The organism is Brevibacterium sp. LAARM3_SD1 (genome assembly GCF_057364765.1).
Window position 1 is genome coordinate 84,679 of record NZ_JBNFOL010000007.1, and the last position, 20,920, is coordinate 105,598.

A 20,920-nucleotide genomic window follows, 5' to 3' on the forward strand; every position below is an offset into this window, starting at 1 on the left:
ACGATGCTTCTGCGCATCGTCACTGCAGTTCTTCCCAGCACTTTATCAGCGCGCTCGAAGCTCTCCGTCAATTCCGCCTCGGCGTCACCGGATTGAGACCTGCCGGCCGCGCATCCGTCACGGCCGACCCCTCTAGCCGCCGCACCGGAGAGGGTATAGCGTGGCGACCGGGCACCGGTCTCCCGTGCCGGAGCCCTGAGATCTGATGACCGTCAACGAAAGGCGAAGTCAATGACCGATACGAAAGTCAGCGCTTCGAGAACGATCGATGCGGCACCCGAGGACATCTTCGACGTCCTCAACAATCCGGAGCGTCACGCGCAGCTCGACGGTTCGGGCATGGTGGTCTCCGATGACACGAGCGATCGCATCACCAGGACCGGTCAGAAGTTCACCATGAACATGCAGTGGGATCAGATGGGCGGCGACTACAAGACCGACAACCACGTCATCGGCTATGAGGAGAACAAGCTGCTGGCCTGGAAGACCGCGCCGGCAGGCGAAGAACCTCCGGGCTGGGAGTGGGTCTGGGAACTCACGCCGCTGGGTCGGCACTCGACCGAGGTCTCTGTCACCTACGACTGGAGTGCGGTGACCGACAAGGAGCTGCTCAAGAAGATCAGCTTCCCCGTCGTCAGCGAACAGGACCTCGAGTCCTCACTCGGCAATCTCGCCGCAGCGGTCTCGCAGGACTGAACGTTGCAGGGCATCCGCTGGACAACCCTGCGGAGCGCCCGCTCGCTTCCGGCGGCCCTGAGCGAACTCACCGCAGTTCGCTCAGGGCCGCTTCCGCGCGCGCACGCCGATCCTCTATCGCCATCTCCCACCAGTAGTCGCCACGTTCGCCGAGCCCGATCTTCGCGGCGTTCACCCGCCGCCGGGCTTCGGCCAGATCGTCCTCCGCACCCGCCTTCTTCGCTTTCCCGACAGCGTTTCGTGCCGCACCGAGGTGGCTCTTGAGCTCCTCGACCACGCGCGGTTCCAGGCCCGGATCGGTTCGTCGCCACCTCCGCCCTGTGACGATCAGCCACTTCTCCTCATCGGTGTAGTCGTCCACGCTCATCCGACGAAGACGCAGAACGGATGGCCGGAGGGATCGGCGAAGACGTACAGCGGCTCGTCGTCATCGGTGGTGCGGTCGAGCAGCAGTCGTGCACCCACGTCCTCCGCACGCTCACGCTGGCGCTCGAGGGCATCCCGGTCCGACACCGTGAAGTCAAGGTGCATCTGCATCGGCACATCGGGCCGCGGCCAAGTGGTGTGTTCGAAGTGGTCGACCTGCTGAAAAGCCAGCTTCCGATGCCCCTGGGCGTCGGTGAGCACCAACCAGTCTGTTTCGTCGACCTCGCTTGTCGACGGCTCGTCACCAGGGCGATAGATGTAGCCGAGCAGGAGTCGGTAGAACTCGGCTGATCGTCTCGGCTCTGTCGTGTCGATGACGGTGTGCAGCAGCTGCGGATACTCAGGCATGCAGCGTCCTCCTCGGCCGTCTCGCAGGGTTCATCAGTACTCCAGCGGGGTGAGCACGGCGATCTTCCAGCCCTCGTCGGTCCGCACGAGCTGGTACATATTCCGCTCGTCGGGGGCTCCTCCATGGTAGGTTCAAGTGACGTCGGCCCAGATGCTGTGTGCGGTCGATGCAGCCACCTCGACAGCGGTATCCCCCGTCGTACTGCCCGACGGCTTGTGCGAAGAAGTCATGGGTCTGTCCCGCATCGGTGACCAGGATTCGCTGTCCCGGGAACTCGATGAGCGCCGGCATCGCGTAGTGCTCGGCGATCGCCGCCGCCTCCCGATCGATCAGGGCACGGGTGTAGGAGTCGAAGAACTGTGTGTGAACCTCATTGTTCTCATTCATAGGGCACAGGCTACTCCGCGCCCCTGACTCCGACCGAGGCCCGTATCCTGGGAATGCCATGACTGATCATCCGACGCCTGCGTCCCGCGAAGACCGCTGGCGCAGCCGTTTGGCCATGCCGGTGCTCATCGCCGCACTCGTGTCGATTCCCGCCGTGTTCATCTCCTTCCTCTCGGAGCCGTGGAGCGCCGCCGGCCGCATCGTCAATCTCCTCTCGGGGCTCGTGCTCGTGGGCGAGACGCTCATCCTCTTCATCGTCTCCGAGGACCGTGTCGCGTGGCTGCGCCGCCACCTGTGGCTCATCGTACTCACCGTCCTCATCATCCTCGGCGTGCTCTTCGCCCTCGGTCCCGTGCAGCTCTTCCGCCTCATCCGCCTCATCGGTGCCCTGCGGATTCTGCGCACCGGACGGATCATCAAGGCCGGCCGGCTCCTGTCCCACCACGTCGACGGCCTGTGGAATCGCCTCGCGGCTCTCGGCGTCTCCGTCCTCGTCGCGATCTTCACCGCTGCGACGCTGGCGGATCCGACGTCGACGGCGCGCGGCCTCCTCCACGAGGTGCTGCCCTTCCGCTTCGGACCGATCGCCGTCGTCGCCTCCGGACTCGTGCTCGCGATCGCGACCTTCATCGTCCTCTTCGACCGCAGCTCACGAGCGGACGCCCCAGACGGAGATGCCCAAGACGAGGACGACCGGACGACGACTGACGACGGTGAGCGGTGAGAGGATGTCTCCGTGCCCGAAAATCGACCGACCCCCACCGCACTCCCCGCCGATTGGCGTGATGCCTTCGCCCCACTCGCCGAGGCGGCTCCGCACTCGCACACGCCCGTGGCGCTGGGATTCGAGCTCGTTCAGGTCATCCCCCGCACTTGGTTCGAAGCTCAGCACTCCGTCCTCCTCGACAAGGACGACGTCACCCCGGGCGCGAACCCCAGCCTGGCGATCCGTCCGCTCATGCTCAGCGAGTCCGGCAACTGGGTGAAGAAGTCCCTGACCTGGCGCACCATCGACCGCATGGCCCGGCAGTTCGACATCGACCCGGCCCACCAGGAATGGTTCACCCAACTCGCGGGACTGCGCACCCGCGGGAAGACAGACTTCACGCCCGACGGGGCGCCGTACCACCTCGGCGATTTCCGCACTCCCCTGCTGTGGGATCACTTCACGCAGGGCACGAAGCTCGGAATCGAATTCGTCGGCATCAATCAGGGCATGACCATCCGCATCGGTCACAACGCCAAAGCTGCCATCGACATCCGCCGCAGCCAGAACCGGCTCCACGTACAGACGCGGGCAACCATCGACGAACGCGAATATGCCCCCGGACTGATCAAACCCATCTGGACGCACGGCTTCTTCGGCATCGACGTCACCAGCGGTTTCACCGTCACCCTCGCCCCTACGGAGACCCCAACGAAGGAATCCGCGCTGCCCGTGCTCCAGTCCCCCGGGCCGATCACGATCCCCGCGGCCGAGGCCGAAGAGTTCTTCGAGGAGTACTACCCGCAGCTGCGCTCCAGCGCCGAGGTCATCAGCAGCGACGCCACCGTCGCCTTCCCGCAGTATGGCCGCCCCCGCCTCGTCGTCTTCGCAGCCTTCGGCGCCGGCGACAAACTCTCCTTGCGCTGGTACTGGGAATACCAGGGACCCCGCCGCACCTTCCCCGTCATCGACCGATTGAGGCTCAGCGCCGCCTCGGCGAGGGAATATGCGGAGCAACGCGAACTCGACTTCGAAGATGTCGTCGTCGCCGAGGTCGAAAAACTCCTTGCCGACACCCACGAAACCGGCTCCGCTCTGCCGGGCATCAAGGACGTCGAACTCGACGACGCGGACACCGCCGACTTCGTCGTCAACGTGATGCCCGGGCTCGAGGAGATCGAGCACGTCAAGGTCATCACGCGCGGGAAGAAGCAGCCCTACCGGGAGCTCGGCGGGGAGCCGAACGTGAAGATCACCTCGGTCGAGTCGGAGAAGAACGACTGGTTCGACCTCGGCTTCCAGATCAGCATCGACGGCCGCCCCGTCCCCTTCGTCAAGCTGTACAAGGCGCTGGCGGCCGGGACGAAGAAGATCAAGCTCTCCGACGATTCGTTCCTGTCGCTGAACAAGCCCATCTTCGACAAGCTCAAAGCCCTCCTCGCCGAGGCGGACCTCATTCCCGAATGGGAACCCGGAGCACCGAAGATCTCCCGGATGCACGTGGGCCTGTGGTCGGATTTCGAGGACCTCGCCGACGAGTCAGACCCCGCCGTAACCTGGCAGGAATCGGTCCGCGCATTGGCCGACCTCGAGCACCTGCCCGCCACCGAGGTGCCCGACCTGGGCGGTGCCACCCTGCGCCCGTATCAGGTACAGGGGTTCCGGTGGTTGGCACTGCTCTACCGGTGCCGCCTCGGCGGGATCCTCGCCGACGACATGGGCTTGGGTAAGACCCTGCAGACGCTCGCACTCATCAAGCACGCGAAAGCGAGCACCCCCTTCCTCATCGTCGCTCCCACCTCAGTGGTCCCGAACTGGGTGAAGGAGGCCGCCGCGTTCACCCCTGACCTCGACGTTCGCGTCGTGGCCGAGTCGACGCGGGCGCGCGGGGTCGACCTCGCCGAGGTGGCTCGCGGTGCCGATGTCATCGTCATGTCGTATGCCATGTTGAGGTTGGAGGAAGACCCGATCTCGCGGATGGAGTGGGCGGGCCTCATCCTCGACGAGGCGCAGTTCGTGAAGAACTCCACCGCACAGACGCACCTAGCGGCGAAGGAAGTGCGCACACCGTTCCGGCTCGCGCTGACCGGGACTCCGTTGGAGAACTCGCTCAAAGACGTGTGGTCGCTGTTTTCGATCACGGCACCCGGACTGTTCCCGTCACCGCATCGGTTCGAGGAGGAATACGTCCGACCGATCGAATCGGGTGAGAACCCGGGTCGGATGCAGAGGCTGCAGCGGAGGATCCGCCCATTCATGATGCGTCGGACGAAGGACCTCGTCGCCGCGGATCTGCCGGAGAAGCAGGAGCAGGTCATCTCCGTCGAGCTCAATTCGGCGCACCGGAGACTCTACGATCGGATTCTGCAGAAGGAGCGGAAGAAGATCCTCGGCTTCATCGACAGCGAATACGACAAACAGCGGTTCATCGTCTTCCGGTCACTCACGCTGCTGCGGATGCTCGCTCTCGATCCGTCGATCGTCGATGCCGAACATACTGAGGTGCCGTCGTCGAAGTTGGCGGCGCTCCTGGAACGGCTCGACGATGTCATCGCCGAGGGCCACCGGTCGATCGTGTTCAGCCAGTTCACGTCGTTCCTGGCCAATGTCGCCGCGGACCTCGACGCTCGCGGGATTCCCTATGTCGTCCTCGACGGGTCGACAGGCAACCGCGGGGCGGTCGTCGACGCATTTCGGTCCGGTGAGGCGCCGGTGTTCCTCATCAGCCTCAAGGCCGGCGGGTTCGGGCTCAACCTCACCGAGGCGGACTATGTCTTCCTCATGGATCCGTGGTGGAATCCCGCCTCGGAGAATCAGGCGATCGACCGGGCGCACCGGATCGGGCAGACGAAGAATGTCATGGTCTACCGCTATGTCGCCGAGGGCACGATCGAGGAGAAGGTGCTCGCCCTGCAGAAGCGCAAGGCCGAACTCTTCGACGACCTCATGTCCGATGCCGGAACCTTCGAGGGCCGCGGACCGTCCGGTCAGGCCTTCAGCCAGACCGTGACGGCCGCGGACATCAAGGGGCTGCTCGAGGGGTAAGGGCCGTAGGCAAATGCCCCGTCAGGAATTGCGTCAGGCCATCGAAAGGAAGAGCTTCTCGAGCTCGTCGGTGCGCACATCGTCCTCGTCGTCCTCGAGGCATTCTCGCAGCGCCGTCGAGATGATAAGGAATCCGGCCCGGTCGAGGGCCTTCGACACCGCTGAGAGCTGATGGATGACGTCGCGGCAGTGACTTCCGTCCTCGACCGCGGTGATCACCGCGCCGAGCTGTCCCTGCGCCCGACGCAGTCGATTGAGGATCTTCTTCTGCGCGGCAGGGTCGGCGAGCATCCGCTCCCCCGGGTCTCCCTCTGCGTTCGCCGGCTCAGCCGGGGACGTGTCGCGTTCGCTCATCGTCGTCCTTTCACGTTCTCGATGTTGACATCAACTATACCCCTAAGGGTATATTTACTGCATACCCCCTGGGGTATATGGAATTGATGACGAACCGGCCCGCTATGGCCGAAGAAGGAGACAGCTATGTGTCGAGCAGCGACGTGCCGAGTGTGCGGAAAGACCACGTGGGCAGGATGCGGGCAACACATCCAGTCGGTGAAGAGCACGGTCCCGGCCGGCCAGTGGTGCAACGGCAAGCACACCCAGGCCGAAGAGGATGCGGCCCGAGCGGCCAAGCCCGGCTTCTTCTCCCGCCTCTTCGGCCGCTGACCCGGCGGCAGACCAAACACCCGTCGACCACGGAAAGAAGACTCCCATGCTCCTCGAACGCATCTTCGACACCGACCTCGCCCATGCCAGCTACGTCATCGCCTGCCAGGCCAGCGGGGAGGCGATCGTCGTCGATCCCCGCCGGGACATCGCGGTCTACCGCGACTTCGCCGACCGCCACGGACTGACGCTCACCGCCGTCACCGAGACCCACATCCACGCCGACTACCTCTCCGGCACCCGCGCACTCGCCGCCGCCACCGGCGCGACGATGTACGTCTCCGACGAAGGCGGACCCGACTGGTCATACGGGGCGGGCTTCGACGACGCGGTGCGCCTGCACGACGGCGACGAGATCGCCCTCGGCAACATCACCCTGCGCGCCTCGCACACCCCCGGCCACACTCCCGAGCACCTGTCGTTCCTCGTCACCGACGGTGCCCAGGCCGACGCACCGGGGTTCATGCTCACCGGCGACTTCGTCTTCGTCGGAGACATCGGACGCCCAGACCTCCTCGACGAGGCGGCCGGCGGCTCCGACACCCGCTTCGCCGGTGCCCGCGACCTCTTCGCCAGCCTCCGCGACCGCCTGCTCACCCTCCCCGACTACGTGCAGATCCTGCCCGCCCACGGCGCCGGAAGCGCCTGCGGCAAAGCCCTGGGGGCCATTCCGACGACCACCGTCGGCTACGAGCGCGCCTTCGCCTGGTGGTCGCCGTTCCTCGAGAGCGGCGATGAGCAGGGCTTCGTCGACGAACTGCTGTCCGGGCAGCCCGACGCCCACGCCTACTTCGCCAGGATGAAGACCGAGAACCGGGAGGGCCCGTCACTCCTCGGCGCACTCGGCGAGCTCGAGGAATTCGACGCCGGTCGCGTGCAGGAGAGGATCGAGGACGGCTCGGCGGCTTTCATCGACACCCGTCCGACCGCAGACGTCCATGCCGGGACCCCGGCCGGGCCCTGCACATCCCGGGGTCCGGAAAGGCCGCGAGCTTCGGAGCCTGGGTCTTCGACCCGGCCTCAGAGTCAACGCCGATCATCGTCCTCGCCGACGACGCCGAGCAGGCGGCAGAGTTCCGCAATCATCTCATCAGGGTCGGCATCGACACGGTCACCGGCTACGTGACCTCGCTGGCCGGGATGGAGCTGCATCCGGTCGACCTGGTCGACCCGGCGGATCTCGCAGACGCAGCCGACATCCGCCTCGTCGATGTCCGCTCGAAGAACGAGCACGCCGGCGGCCACATCCCCGGTGCGACCCAACTCAGCGGCGGCCGCGCCCTGTGGGAACTCGACCGCCTGCCCAGCGACGGCCGGATCGTCACCTACTGCCAGAGCGGCACCCGCAGCAGCATCACCGCCAGCGCCCTGCGCCGTGCCGGATACCGGGTCGCCGAGCTCGCCGGCTCCTACGATGCCTGGCGGTCCCCCGAGTCCTGATCCGGCACAGGCTTGCTCGAGGGGTAAGGGACTCCGCCTAACCTCACGAATCGCGGATGAATATTTACTTTAGGTATACTAAAGTAAATATTCATCCGCTCGTGTTGATCTTAGGACTGCCCAAGAAAGGCGGTCAGCGCCATGCCTTACGCCGTCGAGCTCCACTGGACTCCGCCGAATTGAGCAGGAAAGATCGGGCTTCCGGCACCTACTACCCATATGTGCCGGATGAGCCTTCTCAAACTTCCGCCTCTCACCCCTGAAGCGACAGCAGCGGCCAACGAGGCCACACTCGTTCTCGCCGGACTCGACGAACGGATCAGGTCATCGGGCAGCTGCTATCTCAACCACCTGCTCATCCGCTCGGAGAGCATCTCGTCGTCTTGGCTCGAGGGAAACCGGCTCTCTCCGAAGAAACTGGCGATCGCTGAATTCCTCCAACACTGTGATCGCGTTGCACTCGACGACATTGCCAATGTTCGAGCTACCGAGCACGCCATCGACGCCCTTTCCGATCCTGCTCAGCATCTCACTGTCGCAGACATCGTCAATCTGCAGCACACGATCGAGCCACGCTTGGAGCCGGGCCTGCGAACCGAGCAGAACTGGGTCGGAGGGCCGGGCAGCAGTCCGCTGCGTGCCGACTTCATCCCACCGCCCCCGTCGGAGGTGCCGAGACTCATCGCAAACCTGGCAGACTTCATCTCCTGCACAGGTGGCAACCCCGTCGTCAGGGTTGCGATCGCCCACGCGCAGTTCAAAACGATTCACCCGTTCATCGACGGCAACGGTCGCACCGGACGAGCACTCGTGCACGCCGTACTCAAACGATCCGACGCTCTCCGCAGCATCCTCGTTCCGATCAGCACGGTCTTCGCGGCAGACACAAATGCCTACTTCGGCGGGTTGACCGCATTACGCCGCGATCCCGCAGATCTGAACGACTGGGTGACCTCATTCGCCGAGGCGGCCGAGCGTTCCGCAGACAGCGCAGTTCACCTCGACGAGGACATCAGCGCCTTGGAACAGACCATCCGCACCGACCTCGTGGATCACCGCCGGTCCATCGGCAAATCTCCGGTGCAGCCCAGATCCGGGTCCGTCATCCTCAAGATCCTCGACCTCCTGGCCCGCGAACCAGTCATCACCATCGATTCGGTTGCCAGCGAGCACTGCGTGACACACGCCGCGGCCCACCGAGCCTTGGTGGAACTCGCCGAGGCCGCATTCTGAGGAAGACCAAAAATCACAAAGGCAAAATCGGCTGCTACTCAGCCGATCAGAACCTCACCTATGTGGAGCTCGCCGAGACTCGCAGGTGATTCGCGAGGACATCAGCTGCCAGCTCCAGCGGGGAGTTCCACTTACCCCCAACCCGGAACCACAAAGATCAACCAGGTGAAGATCGGTGCAATGACGACCATCGAGATGCCCCACACCATGAGCTGCTTGAACACCCTGTCCCGCTGATCTTCTGGCGAGTTCGCGACGACAAACGCCCCTGAGGTGAAGAACGGCGAGGAATCGACCACCGAAGACGAGATCGCCAGAGCAATGATCAGCCCGATCTCGCCGACGCTGCCCGTGAGCAGGAACGGCACAGCCAGAGGAATGAGAGCGCCGAGGATGCCCGTCGTCGGCTCGAATGCAGAGACGACTGCGCCGATGAAGCAGATGATCAGTGCCGCGAAGAGCGGAGATCCCATGCCGACGACCTGACCGCCGAGCCAATCGATCGTGCCCAAACGCTCCATGAGCTCGACATAGGTGACGATGCCGCAGATGAGGAGGACTGTCGGCCACGTGATCTTTCTCACCGCGCCCTTGCTGATGCGGGAAGAGAAGAACGAGATGATCACGGCGATGCTGTGGAGCCGGAGGCCGAGCCTTCGTGGCCGGCACTGACATCGCGCAGTTCCGGGGGTTACCGGTGAGGACGGAGTCGCGTACGAGCAGCGCATCGACGAAGTGCTCGGGACTCTGGCCGCGGTCGACAATCCGGTCATCGCCGTCATCGACGGCCACTGCGTGGGCAGAGGTCTGGGGATCGCGTGCTGCGCGGATGTGCGGATCGGATCGGCCGCCGCGGCTTTTCCGTCCCCATAGCCCGCACCTTGGAAAACACCCTGTCCGCGAACACCCTGCGCAGGTTGGTCCGGGCGTTCGGTGAATCGCGGACCGCGTCGATGCTCATCACCGCTCGGAAGGTCGACGCGCAGGAGGCGCTGGCCTCCTGATCCCTCACCGCGGTCGCCGAAGATCTAGACGGCGAGGCCGAAGCACTCATCGAGCGGGTCGTCTCCGGGGCGCCGCTGACGCAGTGGGCGATCAAGGAGAACCTCCGCCGGCTGGCCGCCGGCGGACCCGTCGACGATGCGGATGTCGTCTCAAAGGTCTACGGCAGCCAGGACTTCGCGAACGTCGTCGAAGGATTCCTCACCAAGACCCCGGTGGAGTGGGAGGGCGAGTAAGCCGTCGGGCGGCTCGTCGCTCGATGGGACATCACCTAGATTGCAGTCATCCCTGTGCGTGTCGGGTCGTTCGGCGTGTGGCCCACCGGTGCAGAACTGCAGCCGTCTCCGGGAGAGCTATGAGTCGCTCTCTCCGGCAACGCCGGAGTGCCGTGTGAGCACACTCATCATATGGTCGCGCGCCCGCTCGATCCCGCTCAGCGCAGTGCTGCGGATGACGACCTCATCACGAGTCATGATCGCGTCGACCAGACGGCCGTGGTTGACCGCCTTGTAGGGACGACCGAGTTCTCGGCGGAGGTTGAGACAGCGTTCGATCTCTTCATGGATCGCCCGCACCGTCGTCGCCAGCAGGGAGATGCCGGAAAGTTCGGCAATGCGCACATGGAGCCTGCTGTTGCGCTCATTGAGCACGAGCTTCTCGACGTCAGGGTCCGTGCTCAGTGCGCTGAGCTCCTCGAGCTCGGTGAGCTCCCCCTCTGTGCTTCTCTGAGAGGCGAGCACCGCCGCCTCGGGCTCGACAAGGGTCCGCAGAGTGTAGAGATCGTGGATTTCGCCGAAGTCAAGTGGTTTGACGAAGGTTCCCCGCTTCGGAAGTACGACGACGAGCCCTTCTCGGCGGAGGTTGTTGATCGCCTCTCGCACCGGCGTACGACTCATCTCGTACTGTTCAGCGAGGGCCGAATCCGACAGAACCGTCCCCGGGCGCAGTCGTGCTTCGATGATATCCCTCTTCAACCGGGCATAGGCCCGATCGGCCATTGACTCCTTCGAAGCCATCGAACACCCACTTCCGCTCTCGAGTCCCAACCCGAGTGTTCGCTGCGGGTTGACTTCATCTGCTTTCGAATTCTAGCATTCCTGTTATATATTTCATGTACGTAAGTTGGATTAAACAACTTGGCTGCCAGTCCTCGACGAGGACCTCACCACAACGACGTGCCACGAGTCCACGACCCGCAGGAGGGCCTTCATGACACCCCGAACCGTCGACGCTGATCCGGGAATCAACCCTGACAACCGCTTCTACCGAGCACTCAGTGCGATCGAACGCGCAGGAAACCGACTGCCTCACCCGTTCTGGCTCTTCGCCATCCTCTGCATCCTGCTCGGAATCACAAGCGCAATCATGTCTGGGCTCGGAGTCTCCGTAGTCCTGCCGGCCGACGGATCGACAGCGCAGGTCAAAAATCTGTTCTCGATCGACGGCGCCCTCTTCGCCATCGAGAACGCCCTGACGAACTATGCGACGTTCCCGCCGCTGGCGATGATCGTCGTCGTCCTACTCGGGGTGAGTATCGCCGAGCGCAGCGGAATGCTCACCGCGCTGCTCCGAGTCACGGTCGGACGCCTGCCGAGAGCATGGCTGACCTTCTCCATCGCCTTCGCTTCGATGATCGCGCATGTGATGTCGGATTCCGCCTACCTCGTGATGATTCCGCTCGGTGCACTGGCGTTCAGAGCCGCAGGCCGCAGCCCGCTGCTAGGCCTCATGGTCGCCTATGCGGCCACTGCTGTCGGCTTCAACGCCAGCCCGCTCGTCACACCTTCTGATGCGATCCGCGCGTCCCTATCGATGGCCGCCTCGCACATCGTCGACAAGGACTACGTCGTCACCCCCTTCGCGACCTACTTCTTCACGGCGGCCTCATCGGTGATCCTCTCGATCACGATCGCCGTCGTCGTCGACAAGTTGCTCGCCCGCCGCCCGGAATTCTCTCCGAATCGCTTGGACGCCGACTTCGCTGTCTCCGACAAACTATTCAACACGGATTCGACGATGCAAGCAGGCGGCTCGGTGACCCTGTGTGCAGAAGAGCGTCGAGGACTCATCTTGTCAGCCGTCGTCTTCGTAATCGCGGCAGTCGGCATCGCACTCATGCTCATGCCCGGCTCACCGTTCCGCGGTGAGGGCGGCAGCATCGTCCAGTCCCCCGTCCTCAAGAACATCGCGATCTTCATCGCCGTCGTGTTCGGTCTGCTCGGAATCGTCTATGGTCGGATCACGAAGTCGATTCCCACCCTAGGCGATGTGCCGCCTGCGATGGCCGAGGGCATCCGAACGCTGGCACCGGTGCTCGTACTGTTCTTCGTCGTCGCGCAGTTCCTCGCCTACTTCGAGTGGACCAATATCGGGTCGGTCATCAGCGTCAATGGTGCTGAGCTATTCAAGCAGCTCAGTGCACCGCACCTCGTGCTGCTGCTGCTCATCGTTGTCGCCATCTGCATACTCAACATGCTCATCACCAGCGGTTCAGCGATGTGGTCGATTCTCGCACCCGTCCTCGTCCCGCTGGTCATGTACATCGGCATGCGTCCCGAATCGGCAATGGTCGCGTTCATGATCGGCGACTCAGTGACCAACTGCCTGACACCACTCAATGGCTACTTCGTTCTCGCCCTCGGATATGTCCAGCATTTCCGCAAAGGGGCCGGTGTCGGAACGATGTTGTCGTTCACCCTTCCGCTGGCCGTCGCGGTGCTCATCGTCTGGACGACGTTCTTCGTCCTCTGGTATCTCATCGGGATTCCGCTCGGACCAGGTGTACCTGTGCGTTGACTTCATCGCTTGCGGCGCCGACCGAACAACTGCTGTAACAACGAAAGGAACAAATAATGGGAACGATCGCCGTCATCGGTGCAGGCAACGTCGGACAAACAATTGCCGGACACATGACATTGGAAGGACATTCGGTTCGAATGTACTCCGTATGGGACCGAGAGTTCGATCCGATCCGCGATCGGGGAGGCATCGAACTCTTCGGAGATATCGAGGGCAAGGCGATGCCGAGGCTGCTCACGACAGACATCGAGGCCGCCGTGACCGGTGCCGAAGTCATCGTGGTGGCGGCACCCGCCTTCGCGCATCCCGGGCTTTCGGCATCGTTGGCACAGGTTCTGACGCCCGAGCAGCTCGTCGTCTTCCAGCCCACCGTACTCGGCAGCGGTGTCGAACTGTCTCGGCAGTTCGCCCTGGAGAATCGTCGACCGAGCCTCATCGCAGAAAGTGCGACGAGCCTCTACACATGCCGGCTCAAGGAGCCGGCCCGGGTATTCGTCGGCGCGATCAAAGACTCGATACGTATCTCGAGCCTGCCGAACAGTCGGACGCAGGAGGTGATCGACCGCTTGACGCCCTTCTTCGGGGAGCACTACTCCGCGGCCGTCGACAGTCTTGCGGTCGGGCTGAGCAATTCGAATCCGATCTATCATGTCCCGCCGGCAGTCCTCAACTTCAAAACGGTCGAGGATGCTGATCGTCTGCCCCAGCACACACTGGTGACACCGCGGATCGCAGAGGCCATCGAAGCTCTGGATCAGGAGAGACTGTCACTGTCTTCGACTCTGCACACGGACACGACCGGATTCTGGCAGTTCCTCGCCGATGCCTATGGAGTGACCGAAGGATCGTTCGTCGACCGCGTCGTCCAAGGCTATGGTCGGCAGGCGTTTCCGGAACCGGATTCGCTCACCCATCGCTACTTCACGGAAGACATCCCCTTCGGGTTGGTCGTCTGGAGCTCGATTGGGAACGAGGTGGGTGTGAAAATGCCGCTCACCGACGGATTCATCGCCATCAGCAGCGTGTTGTGTGGAGTCGATTTCAAGGAAACCGGTCGTACCGTCGACTCTCTCGGGCTCACGGGGGCCGGGGTCGATGAAATTCTTGAGGTCTTTCGCCACGGGACACCTTGAGACAACAAACAATTATGGCCTGTGCCGGGAACCCCTCTAAGGCACCTGGCACAGCCGCTTGCCGCTTGTCACCCCTCCGGACCGGGGATGATCGGAAGCTCGGTGGTCACCTCATCCCGGGGAACCGCCTCGGTGCTGGTGGCGGTGCTGTCCACGGAATCATCGGCGGACATGCCGGTCAGCCGTTCGGGGCGGAGGATCTCGCCGAGTTCATCCCGTTCGAGCAGCCCGTGCTCGACGACGAGATCGGCGATGGGTTCGTTCTTCGCCAGTGCTTCCTTCGCGAGCTTCGCCGCGGCAACGTAGCCGATGACCGGGGCGAGCGCGGTGATGACGGTCACCGAGCGGTCGACGGTGTCCTCGATGTGCGCCTCGTTGGCGGTGATGCCGTTGACGCAGTTGATGCGGAAGGTCTGGGCCGCGCGTTCGAGCCACGTGATCGACTGGAACAGCGAGTGGGCGATGATCGGTTCGAAAGCGTTGAGCTGCAGCTGTCCGCCTTCGACGGCCATCGACACGGTGACATCGGCACCGGCCACGGAGTACGCGACCTGGGATACCGCCTCGGCGATGACGGGATTGACCTTGCCGGGCATGATCGACGATCCCGCCTGGCGGGCGGGCAGGTTGATCTCACCGATGCCGGCCTGCGGCCCCGAGGACAGCAGACGCAGGTCGTTGGCGATCTTCGACATCTTCAGCGCGCTGCGCTTGAGCGCACCCGAGAAGGTGATGAAGACACCCGTGTCGGAGGTCGATTCGACGAGGTCGCCGGCCGTCTTCAGATCGAGCCCGGTGATCTGCCGCAGGTGTTTGATGACCGCTTCCTTGTACCCGGCCGGGGCGTTGATCGAGGTGCCGATCGCGGTGGCACCCATGTTCACTTCGCCGAGGAGGGCGACGGCTTCCTCGAGACGTTCGACGTCCTCGCGCAGGGTCGTGGCGAAGGCGTTGAACTCCTGACCGAGCGTCATCGGAACGGCATCCTGCAGCTGGGTGCGCCCCACCTTGACGATATGAGAGAACTCGCGGCCCTTCGCGGCAAAGGCATCGGCGAGGAGCGTGAGTTCGCCGAGGAGGTTCTGCAGTGAGAACGCCAGCGCGATCTTGATCGCGGTCGGGTAGGTGTCGTTCGTCGACTGACTGTGGTTCGTGTGGTCGTTGGGGTGGATGAACGCGTAGTCGCCCTTGGATCGGCCGGCGATCTCGAGGGCGCGGTTTGTGATGACCTCGTTGGCGTTCATGTTCGTCGAGGTGCCTGCTCCGCCCTGGACGACGCCGACGGCGAACTGTTCGTGGAGTTTGCCGGCCTTGATCTCTTCGCAGGCTGCGTCGATGAGGTTCGCGCGCTGGTCGTCGAGCGCCCCGATCTCGGCGTTGGCCCGGGCTGCGGCCTGTTTGACGCAGGCGAAGGCGCGGACGAAGTCGGGGTAGACGGAGATGGGACGGCGGGCGATGGGGAAATTCTCGTTCGCCCGGGCCGTGTGCACTCCCCAGTAGGCGGTGTCGGGGATCTCGAGGCTGCCGATCGAGTCGGTCTCGATGCGGGTGGGGAGGTTCTGGCTGGTGGGGATCTGGTTCGTCGAAGTCGGCGAGGTAAGGGGAAGAGAGGCGGTGTTGGGGTCTGCGGAGGCGTTCGACTCAGTCATAGTGGCTTCAGAGTCTCACATTTCGGCCGCCCACCGAAGGGGTGATCGGTGTGAGATCAGGAACCGAAGTAGTAGTCCGAGTGGGCGGCACATCGGGGGTTGAAGAGTGCGTGGCATTCGGGGCAGTTGTCGGCTGCTTTATAGGCAGTGATCGTCAGTTCGGTCCAGCAGTTCCCGCACAGGATCGCGGGCTGGTCGAACTTCTCGCGTGGCCATTGCTGAGCGGGATGGTCCGCAGTCTCGGAATGGCACAGGTGGCAGGGATAGTAGCGGTCGCAGCAGGCGAAACGGATGGCGATGATGTCGAGTTCGGTCGCGTAGTGAACGCACCGAGTGTGCTGATCGACCGTCGGGCCGAATACTGCGGGGGTCCGCGTCATTGCTCACCCTTCCTTCCTGCAGGTCACGACCGGGGCTAGTCCTTGTCCGATCCAGCCTAACCGTTGCGGTTCGCCACCTGGTCCGGTGATCATCCCAGTAGAGTGGAAGACCCCGAACCGAAGAGGATCCATGCCGCAGATTGACGATTACGTTCACCCCTTCGCCGAGGTGGCGCTGAACAACATCACCCGTGAGTATCCGTTCGCCTCCCATCATCTGGCGCGGAGCCTGGCTGACGTCGTTCCCGCGGCCGAGAAGAATCCGGCGTTCGCGAATTCCTATGACTGGCATTCGAGCGTGCACATGCATTACCTGCTGGCGTCACTGCTAGAGACGGAGGCAGCTCAAGGAGCTAGTTGGCGCGAACGCGCGATTGAGGTTCTGGCTTCACACCTGAGCGAGGAGAATATGCTCGCCGAGGCGGCCTTCCTCCGTGAGAATCCTTCGTGGGAGCGGCCGTATGGCTGGGCCTGGGCGGTCGAACTCAACCGCTTGCTCAATGCCAGTGCGGTTTCGGAGTTGCGGGTACTGGGCGCGAACACTCAGGTGCTCGCGGATACGGTCTTCGATCTCGCCGTTACTTGGCTGCCAAAAGTTGCCGAGCCGGTTCGGCATGGGGTGCACTCGAATACGGCGTTCGGACTGCGCCGAATCCTCCTCGGGGCTCGCGCTGCGGACAGGCACGATGTTGTCGACGTCGTTGCGGGAGCGGCACGACGGTTCTTCGCCGAGGATGTCGCGTGGAACTTCACTCAGGAGCGCAGCGGTCACGACTTCCTCTCCCCCGGCTTGTGCGAGGCCGACCTCATGGCTGAGATCCTCACCGAGGATGAGTTCGCGTCATGGTTACCGAGCTTCCTTTCGGAGTTGTCCCCCGAGTCGCCGGCACTCACTCCGGTCAAGGTCCTCGACCCGACCGACGGACACCAGAGCCACCTCTTTGGTCTGGGCTTGTCGGTCGCGGCATCGGTGATGCGATTGGCCCCTAAGCTGGAAGCGATCGCGGAGAAGACTAGCCATGAAGAACTCATGGCTCAGGCCAAGGGCATGCTCACCCGAGTCGATTCGCTGATGGCGCCCGGTCTCGAAGCTGCGGTGTCTGACGAATACGTCTCTTCGCACTGGATCGCGACCTTTGCGTGGGAAGCAGCCTGCCTAAACAATGTCGTGCGCCCCTGAGAAGAGTTGCAGGGCAGCGAAGCCCACCCCCCTTGCGGATCTGCTCCTCCACTTTCGTTCGACTACACTTGCCACTTAGATCCACACAAACAGACCGCCATTGCTATCGACTGTCTCGCCGCAATTTGCAACGACGATTAACACCATCACTGCTCACCGGCAATGCTCGATAAACATGACTACACCAGTCTGCGAATTCTAAGTAAGAAGCAAGTTATGTCAGTGCCGGGTGCAAATATTATCCAAACAGATCAGCATCCAACTTGAGAGTCGATGAATGGAGCGACGTGAACACATCGGTTCCGTACTGGCTTAGCAGTAATGCCACGGCCGAAAGCTATCGGAACTTCTTAATGGAGGCCTCCCCCGGCTCTCGAGAAATAGACTCATGGAACTACTTGTGGTTCCGATACCCCGAGCTGAACGTTGAAGAGGCAATTGATCTGCATTTTGCCGCAACGTGTCATGATTGGTCAGTCGGGAAGTGGGTCAATTCGATCGCGAAATCCAGCGCGTCACGAGTCCCGCTTCCAGTTACTCGCAGACTCCGAAGCACCTATTGGGGCCTGGCAGAAGAATCTAGGTACCCCACGCTGTTCTCATCGCTGCAAGTCGACGGTGAGTTTCTCTTGGCCCGATTGTCTAAGAATAACTGGCAAAGAAGCGACGTCCGCCGCATCATCCACCAATGCTTAATTGCTGAACCATTTGGCGATAGTCAATCCGAGCTTCGGCTATTCCAGCACAGGCTCCGCGTACTTGATCTGCTGGGGATAGTTGTGCCTCTCGACACGGCCAGTTTACTAGTATCCGCAGGTAGTCGTCTTCTGAGTAATGCTTCTGGGCAACTAGCACCAGAAATCGTCGAGTCATTCAGACGAATGCACCCAGGGCAAGTTTGCCGCACCGCATTTCCGAAAACTAACGGTTCTCGATCTGAATGCAAAGATGAACAGCCAGTCCGGTCAAAAACCGTTGTCGATGTTGTTGAAAAGTTAGATGCCCTGCCAAGATCTGGGCAACCAGAAGAGTTGCGGCAGGAATCTAAACCGAGCCCGAACCAACTGCCGTCTAAAGTTTCCGTTGAAAAGACCGAACCAGCTCTACCAGCTATTTTCACCCCAACTAGGCCGTCTGCAATGGTTGTCGTACGGCGATCAGGGATATCAGCTCTCCAGAAGTTCATCGCCGAATCAGGTCACGGTCGACTTACTGTGGACGCAAAGTTTCTCGCCGCAGGACTATCGATCCACGAGGAGTGGTACATCGCCCTCGGCTGGGGAGTAAAGTTCAGGATTGGCACTTCAACGGCTACGGTGCTGGGTGCAAGAGTAACCGTCTGCGAAGATGCCCTGTTGACTTCTTTCCGAACGGTGGAGTCAGTACCAGGCGCGTCCGACGTGTCTATACCCCTTCGCCATTCTCAGCAGATTGAATCCAAAACCTGGGAAGCTGCAGCATCCGCATTGTTCGGATACTTGTTCGTGCGGACTGATCGCTTGCGGACAACCACAGCTCGAATCGACGCCGAAGTGGCAGCTATGCGGTTCAAGAGCAGTCGGTGGTCTGTCACATACCTATGTACCGAATCAGTGTCAGTCAACGAAGTGAAGCGAGCAGTCAAAATTCAATCCGAACTGCACAAAATGAGCTCACGCCAGGCACACGACACTCGCAGCTATTTCCAAATACGTCACGGAAATGTTGTGGCAGTAAGAGGCTACCGAACTGGCCGCAACAAGTAGCCAGAAGCTGAGCCACTATGGTGACTCGCTACTTGAAATCGAACCAAGTCGCAGGAAACCTCGAAGTCTGATGTCGCGTAGTTCACTCTTACAAAACTATGACCCAAATTGGAAGATGCACCGATTATCGCCGCTAGCTTCCTTGCTGTTCATGGTGACAGTCAACTCGAATATAGCCTGCTGGTCCGGCTCCTCCACGCACGCTCGACTAGGTCCGCTGCTGCAGCAGGATCGTCGTGCTCCCAAACATGGATCACGGTCCAATCCGCTTGCGCCATAACGCGATCAACCCTTATGTCACGGTCCTTGTTCTTTGCGATCTTGGCTGACCAATATTCGACATTGGTCTTGGGCATGATGAAGTGCTCTGGACATCCGTGCCAGAAGCAGCCGTCGACGAACACGGCAATCTTCGCCTTGGAAAAGACAATGTCGGCGCGCGACCGAACGCCTTTCAGCGGAGAACAATCCACTCGGAATCGCAGTCCGCGTGAGTGCAAAATCGACCGCAACTTCAGCTCTGGCTCCGTATCTCGCCGCTTGTTCGCCCGCATCGTGAGTCGGGCATGCTCGGACGAGGCCCATGAATCCTCCATGCAGTCTGCCTCCTAGCTGAGACGAGTCGAGAATCCCTTCACCTGCTTCGGTCGATAGATTCGACTGTTTGCTGATGTATCGCGTCGATGACGTCTCGCAGATGTGCCTCGTCATCTTCTGGTATCTGCACCAACCCTGATATCAACTGAAGCTTCAACATAAAGTTGCGGGAATATGTTCGACGTTCGGTCCCCACATACTTCGATCCGATGATCGCCTCAGCAACCGCACGAGCCAGCCGAGGGCGATTAGTAATTAGGCGCTCAATTGTCACGCCATAGTCGTCCTCTGTGAGATTTCCTCCCTCAACGATCTCAGGGCCGAATATGAGCCATCGCTTCCAGAGACGTTGAAATACGTGCCGTCGTGCCCCACCAGTAACTCTCTCCAAGAACGATCGCCCTCTGGCTGTCGAAGCACTTCCCATCGACATTCTTCTAGCTGCGAGATCAGGCAGCAGTATCAGCGTCAAGAAGTCCCATACGTATGGATCCCCGAACTCTCCTATAGAATCCTTGCCAGCTTGAAACAGAACTTTGCCGATGGCAATGTCAAAAGATGAAGTTGCAGACAGTCCGGAACTACTGGTGGGCTGGTCCAAAGATTCAATGCATGCTTGGCGGAGGTCTCGAAGTTCTGCCTCACCAATTCGGACTCCTCCAGTCGGTGGAAATGCTCGCGGCCCGTTCAGCACCGATTCAAAATCGGCGTCTTTGAACTCGACTCCGCTGTCGAAGTTCTCGACGAACTTGCGTTGAATACGGTGCGCTTCTTTGGCTTCAATTCGAGGGTAGAGCACGTTGCTCTTCATGGTCAGTCCTTCAGCAGATTGGTTCCGGCAATGACTTCGTAATCGTGCTTCTCAGGCGTCAGCCGATACGATTTGATTGCGGCGGGCAGCGACATCTGCAGGTATTGTTCCGACGCACGCTGTGCTGCGGCAACGATGGATTCCGGATACTCTGCGGCCACTTCTTCGAGAGTTCTCTGATCCGAAATTGTCGAAGACAAACGCGCGGCCGTCGAAATCAGAACTCGCACAATCGTGGCATCGAGTTCACGGACCACATGCGGGTCAGGGTTTCCTCCGATCAACTTGCGCACCGGGGCAAAGTCTTCGTTCAACTCGAGCCGAATCGAATGAGCAAATGGGGCTTCCAACTCATCGGCTGATACGACCAAACGCCAAGGCGCCGCAGGCATTCCTTCTCTGTCAAAAGAATAGCTCGAGGTTGGGAACCCATCCAGCTCCGTGTCGAGCGGCAACCTCAAGATCGGCCCTTCTGCAATTATTCGCCGGCGGAGCCAAGGGTGAGTCTGGTCTTCTCCGATTACCTGAGTACTCACATTGAGAACTTGGGAAACGACCTTTCCGTCTATCTGCAACTCGGCCTCTGCCGTCATCGACGACTGTCCGAACTGGAGTTGAGCGTCTACTGACGCTGAGTATGCCGTGCTGGAACAATTGACAGTCAGTACCAGCTTCG

20 protein-coding genes and 1 pseudogene are annotated in these 20,920 nt (G+C 61.6%); 11 read left to right on the forward strand and 10 right to left on the reverse strand.

The features are described from left to right. Positions 1-231 precede the first annotated feature (231 nt). Entirely contained in the window at positions 232-696 is a 465-nt protein-coding gene (locus tag AC2W7L_RS06030; protein WP_101555809.1) for an SRPBCC family protein, read from the forward strand. Positions 697-763: 67 nt separating this feature from the next. Here AC2W7L_RS06030 and AC2W7L_RS06035 read toward each other — a convergent pair whose 3' ends face one another. After that, positions 764-1,063 carry a biopolymer transporter Tol gene (locus AC2W7L_RS06035; protein ID WP_486003702.1) on the reverse strand — a complete coding sequence of 100 codons (300 nt, stop codon included), beginning with the start codon at positions 1,061-1,063 and terminating at the stop codon, positions 764-766. Beyond that, complete coding sequence (locus AC2W7L_RS06040; RefSeq protein ID WP_486003703.1) at positions 1,060-1,470, reverse strand: VOC family protein; 411 nt, start codon at positions 1,468-1,470, stop codon at positions 1,060-1,062. The genes AC2W7L_RS06035 and AC2W7L_RS06040 overlap by 4 nt, the downstream gene beginning before the upstream one ends. A gap of 446 nt (positions 1,471-1,916) precedes the next feature. On the opposite strand from AC2W7L_RS06040, the gene AC2W7L_RS06045 reads away from it, so the two are divergent. Both AC2W7L_RS06045 and AC2W7L_RS06050 read left to right on the forward strand, forming a co-directional pair. Further along, positions 1,917-2,582, forward strand: a complete 666-nt coding sequence (locus AC2W7L_RS06045) for a hypothetical protein (protein WP_486003704.1) — start codon at positions 1,917-1,919, stop codon at positions 2,580-2,582. Between the two features lie 12 nt (positions 2,583-2,594). After that, entirely contained in the window at positions 2,595-5,609 is a 3,015-nt protein-coding gene (locus AC2W7L_RS06050; RefSeq protein WP_486003705.1) for a DEAD/DEAH box helicase, read from the forward strand. Positions 5,610-5,642: 33 nt separating this feature from the next. Here AC2W7L_RS06050 and AC2W7L_RS06055 read toward each other — a convergent pair whose 3' ends face one another. After that, positions 5,643-5,900, reverse strand: coding sequence for a metal-sensitive transcriptional regulator (locus AC2W7L_RS06055; protein ID WP_051505072.1), 258 nt, complete (start codon positions 5,898-5,900; stop codon positions 5,643-5,645). Positions 5,901-6,089: 189 nt separating this feature from the next. On the opposite strand from AC2W7L_RS06055, the gene AC2W7L_RS06060 reads away from it, so the two are divergent. The 3 genes and pseudogenes from AC2W7L_RS06060 (at position 6,090) to AC2W7L_RS06070 (ending at position 8,948) form a co-directional block, all read left to right on the forward strand. Further along, positions 6,090-6,275, forward strand: coding sequence for a hypothetical protein (locus AC2W7L_RS06060; protein ID WP_025777490.1), 186 nt, complete (start codon positions 6,090-6,092; stop codon positions 6,273-6,275). Positions 6,276-6,321: 46 nt separating this feature from the next. Further along, a pseudogene (locus tag AC2W7L_RS06065) lies at positions 6,322-7,715 on the forward strand (MBL fold metallo-hydrolase). A gap of 228 nt (positions 7,716-7,943) precedes the next feature. Next, a complete protein-coding gene (locus tag AC2W7L_RS06070) occupies positions 7,944-8,948 on the forward strand; it encodes a Fic family protein (protein ID WP_486003706.1) in 1,005 nt (334 codons plus the stop codon). Positions 8,949-9,079: 131 nt separating this feature from the next. On the opposite strand, the gene AC2W7L_RS06075 is transcribed toward AC2W7L_RS06070, so the two are convergent. Further along, positions 9,080-9,574 carry an SLC13 family permease gene (locus AC2W7L_RS06075; RefSeq protein ID WP_486003707.1) on the reverse strand — a complete coding sequence of 165 codons (495 nt, stop codon included), beginning with the start codon at positions 9,572-9,574 and terminating at the stop codon, positions 9,080-9,082. A gap of 109 nt (positions 9,575-9,683) precedes the next feature. Between AC2W7L_RS06075 and AC2W7L_RS06080 the strand changes: the two genes are divergently transcribed. Together AC2W7L_RS06080 and AC2W7L_RS06085 are read left to right on the forward strand one after the other, a co-directional pair. Then, positions 9,684-9,821, forward strand: coding sequence for a hypothetical protein (locus AC2W7L_RS06080; protein ID WP_486003708.1), 138 nt, complete (start codon positions 9,684-9,686; stop codon positions 9,819-9,821). Between the two features lie 8 nt (positions 9,822-9,829). Beyond that, the gene (locus AC2W7L_RS06085; protein ID WP_486003709.1) at positions 9,830-9,952 is read left to right on the forward strand and encodes a hypothetical protein; all 123 of its coding nucleotides are present in this window, start codon (positions 9,830-9,832) and stop codon (positions 9,950-9,952) included. 351 nt (positions 9,953-10,303) lie between these two features. Here AC2W7L_RS06085 and AC2W7L_RS06090 read toward each other — a convergent pair whose 3' ends face one another. After that, on the reverse strand, positions 10,304-10,948 hold the full coding sequence (locus AC2W7L_RS06090; RefSeq protein WP_370036561.1) for a GntR family transcriptional regulator: 645 nt from the start codon (positions 10,946-10,948) through the stop codon (positions 10,304-10,306). Between the two features lie 211 nt (positions 10,949-11,159). Between AC2W7L_RS06090 and AC2W7L_RS06095 the strand changes: the two genes are divergently transcribed. Beyond that, positions 11,160-12,746 carry an AbgT family transporter gene (locus tag AC2W7L_RS06095; RefSeq protein ID WP_139906648.1) on the forward strand — a complete coding sequence of 529 codons (1,587 nt, stop codon included), beginning with the start codon at positions 11,160-11,162 and terminating at the stop codon, positions 12,744-12,746. Positions 12,747-12,802: 56 nt separating this feature from the next. Next, positions 12,803-13,882: an NAD/NADP octopine/nopaline dehydrogenase family protein gene (locus AC2W7L_RS06100; RefSeq protein WP_486003710.1), complete on the forward strand. Its 1,080-nt coding sequence runs from the start codon at positions 12,803-12,805 to the stop codon at positions 13,880-13,882. Between the two features lie 68 nt (positions 13,883-13,950). On the opposite strand, the gene AC2W7L_RS06105 is transcribed toward AC2W7L_RS06100, so the two are convergent. Next, complete coding sequence (locus AC2W7L_RS06105) at positions 13,951-15,531, reverse strand: aspartate ammonia-lyase (protein ID WP_486003711.1); 1,581 nt, start codon at positions 15,529-15,531, stop codon at positions 13,951-13,953. A 56-nt stretch (positions 15,532-15,587) separates the two neighbouring features. Further along, complete coding sequence (locus AC2W7L_RS06110; RefSeq protein WP_486003712.1) at positions 15,588-15,911, reverse strand: CHY zinc finger protein; 324 nt, start codon at positions 15,909-15,911, stop codon at positions 15,588-15,590. Between the two features lie 130 nt (positions 15,912-16,041). Here AC2W7L_RS06110 and AC2W7L_RS06115 point away from each other — a divergent pair, with 130 nt between their 5' ends. After that, a complete protein-coding gene (locus tag AC2W7L_RS06115; RefSeq protein WP_486003713.1) occupies positions 16,042-17,091 on the forward strand; it encodes a DUF2891 family protein in 1,050 nt (349 codons plus the stop codon). A 1,906-nt stretch (positions 17,092-18,997) separates the two neighbouring features. Here the strand turns inward: AC2W7L_RS06115 and AC2W7L_RS06120 are convergent. The 3 genes from AC2W7L_RS06120 to AC2W7L_RS06130 are packed head-to-tail and all read right to left on the reverse strand — an operon-like array spanning position 18,998 to position 20,837. After that, the gene (locus AC2W7L_RS06120; RefSeq protein WP_486003714.1) at positions 18,998-19,432 is read right to left on the reverse strand and encodes a very short patch repair endonuclease; all 435 of its coding nucleotides are present in this window, start codon (positions 19,430-19,432) and stop codon (positions 18,998-19,000) included. A 38-nt stretch (positions 19,433-19,470) separates the two neighbouring features. Next, on the reverse strand, positions 19,471-20,244 hold the full coding sequence (locus tag AC2W7L_RS06125; protein WP_369865712.1) for a DUF6339 family protein: 774 nt from the start codon (positions 20,242-20,244) through the stop codon (positions 19,471-19,473). A gap of 2 nt (positions 20,245-20,246) precedes the next feature. Continuing rightward, positions 20,247-20,837: a hypothetical protein gene (locus tag AC2W7L_RS06130; RefSeq protein ID WP_369865711.1), complete on the reverse strand. Its 591-nt coding sequence runs from the start codon at positions 20,835-20,837 to the stop codon at positions 20,247-20,249. Positions 20,838-20,920 lie beyond the last annotated feature (83 nt).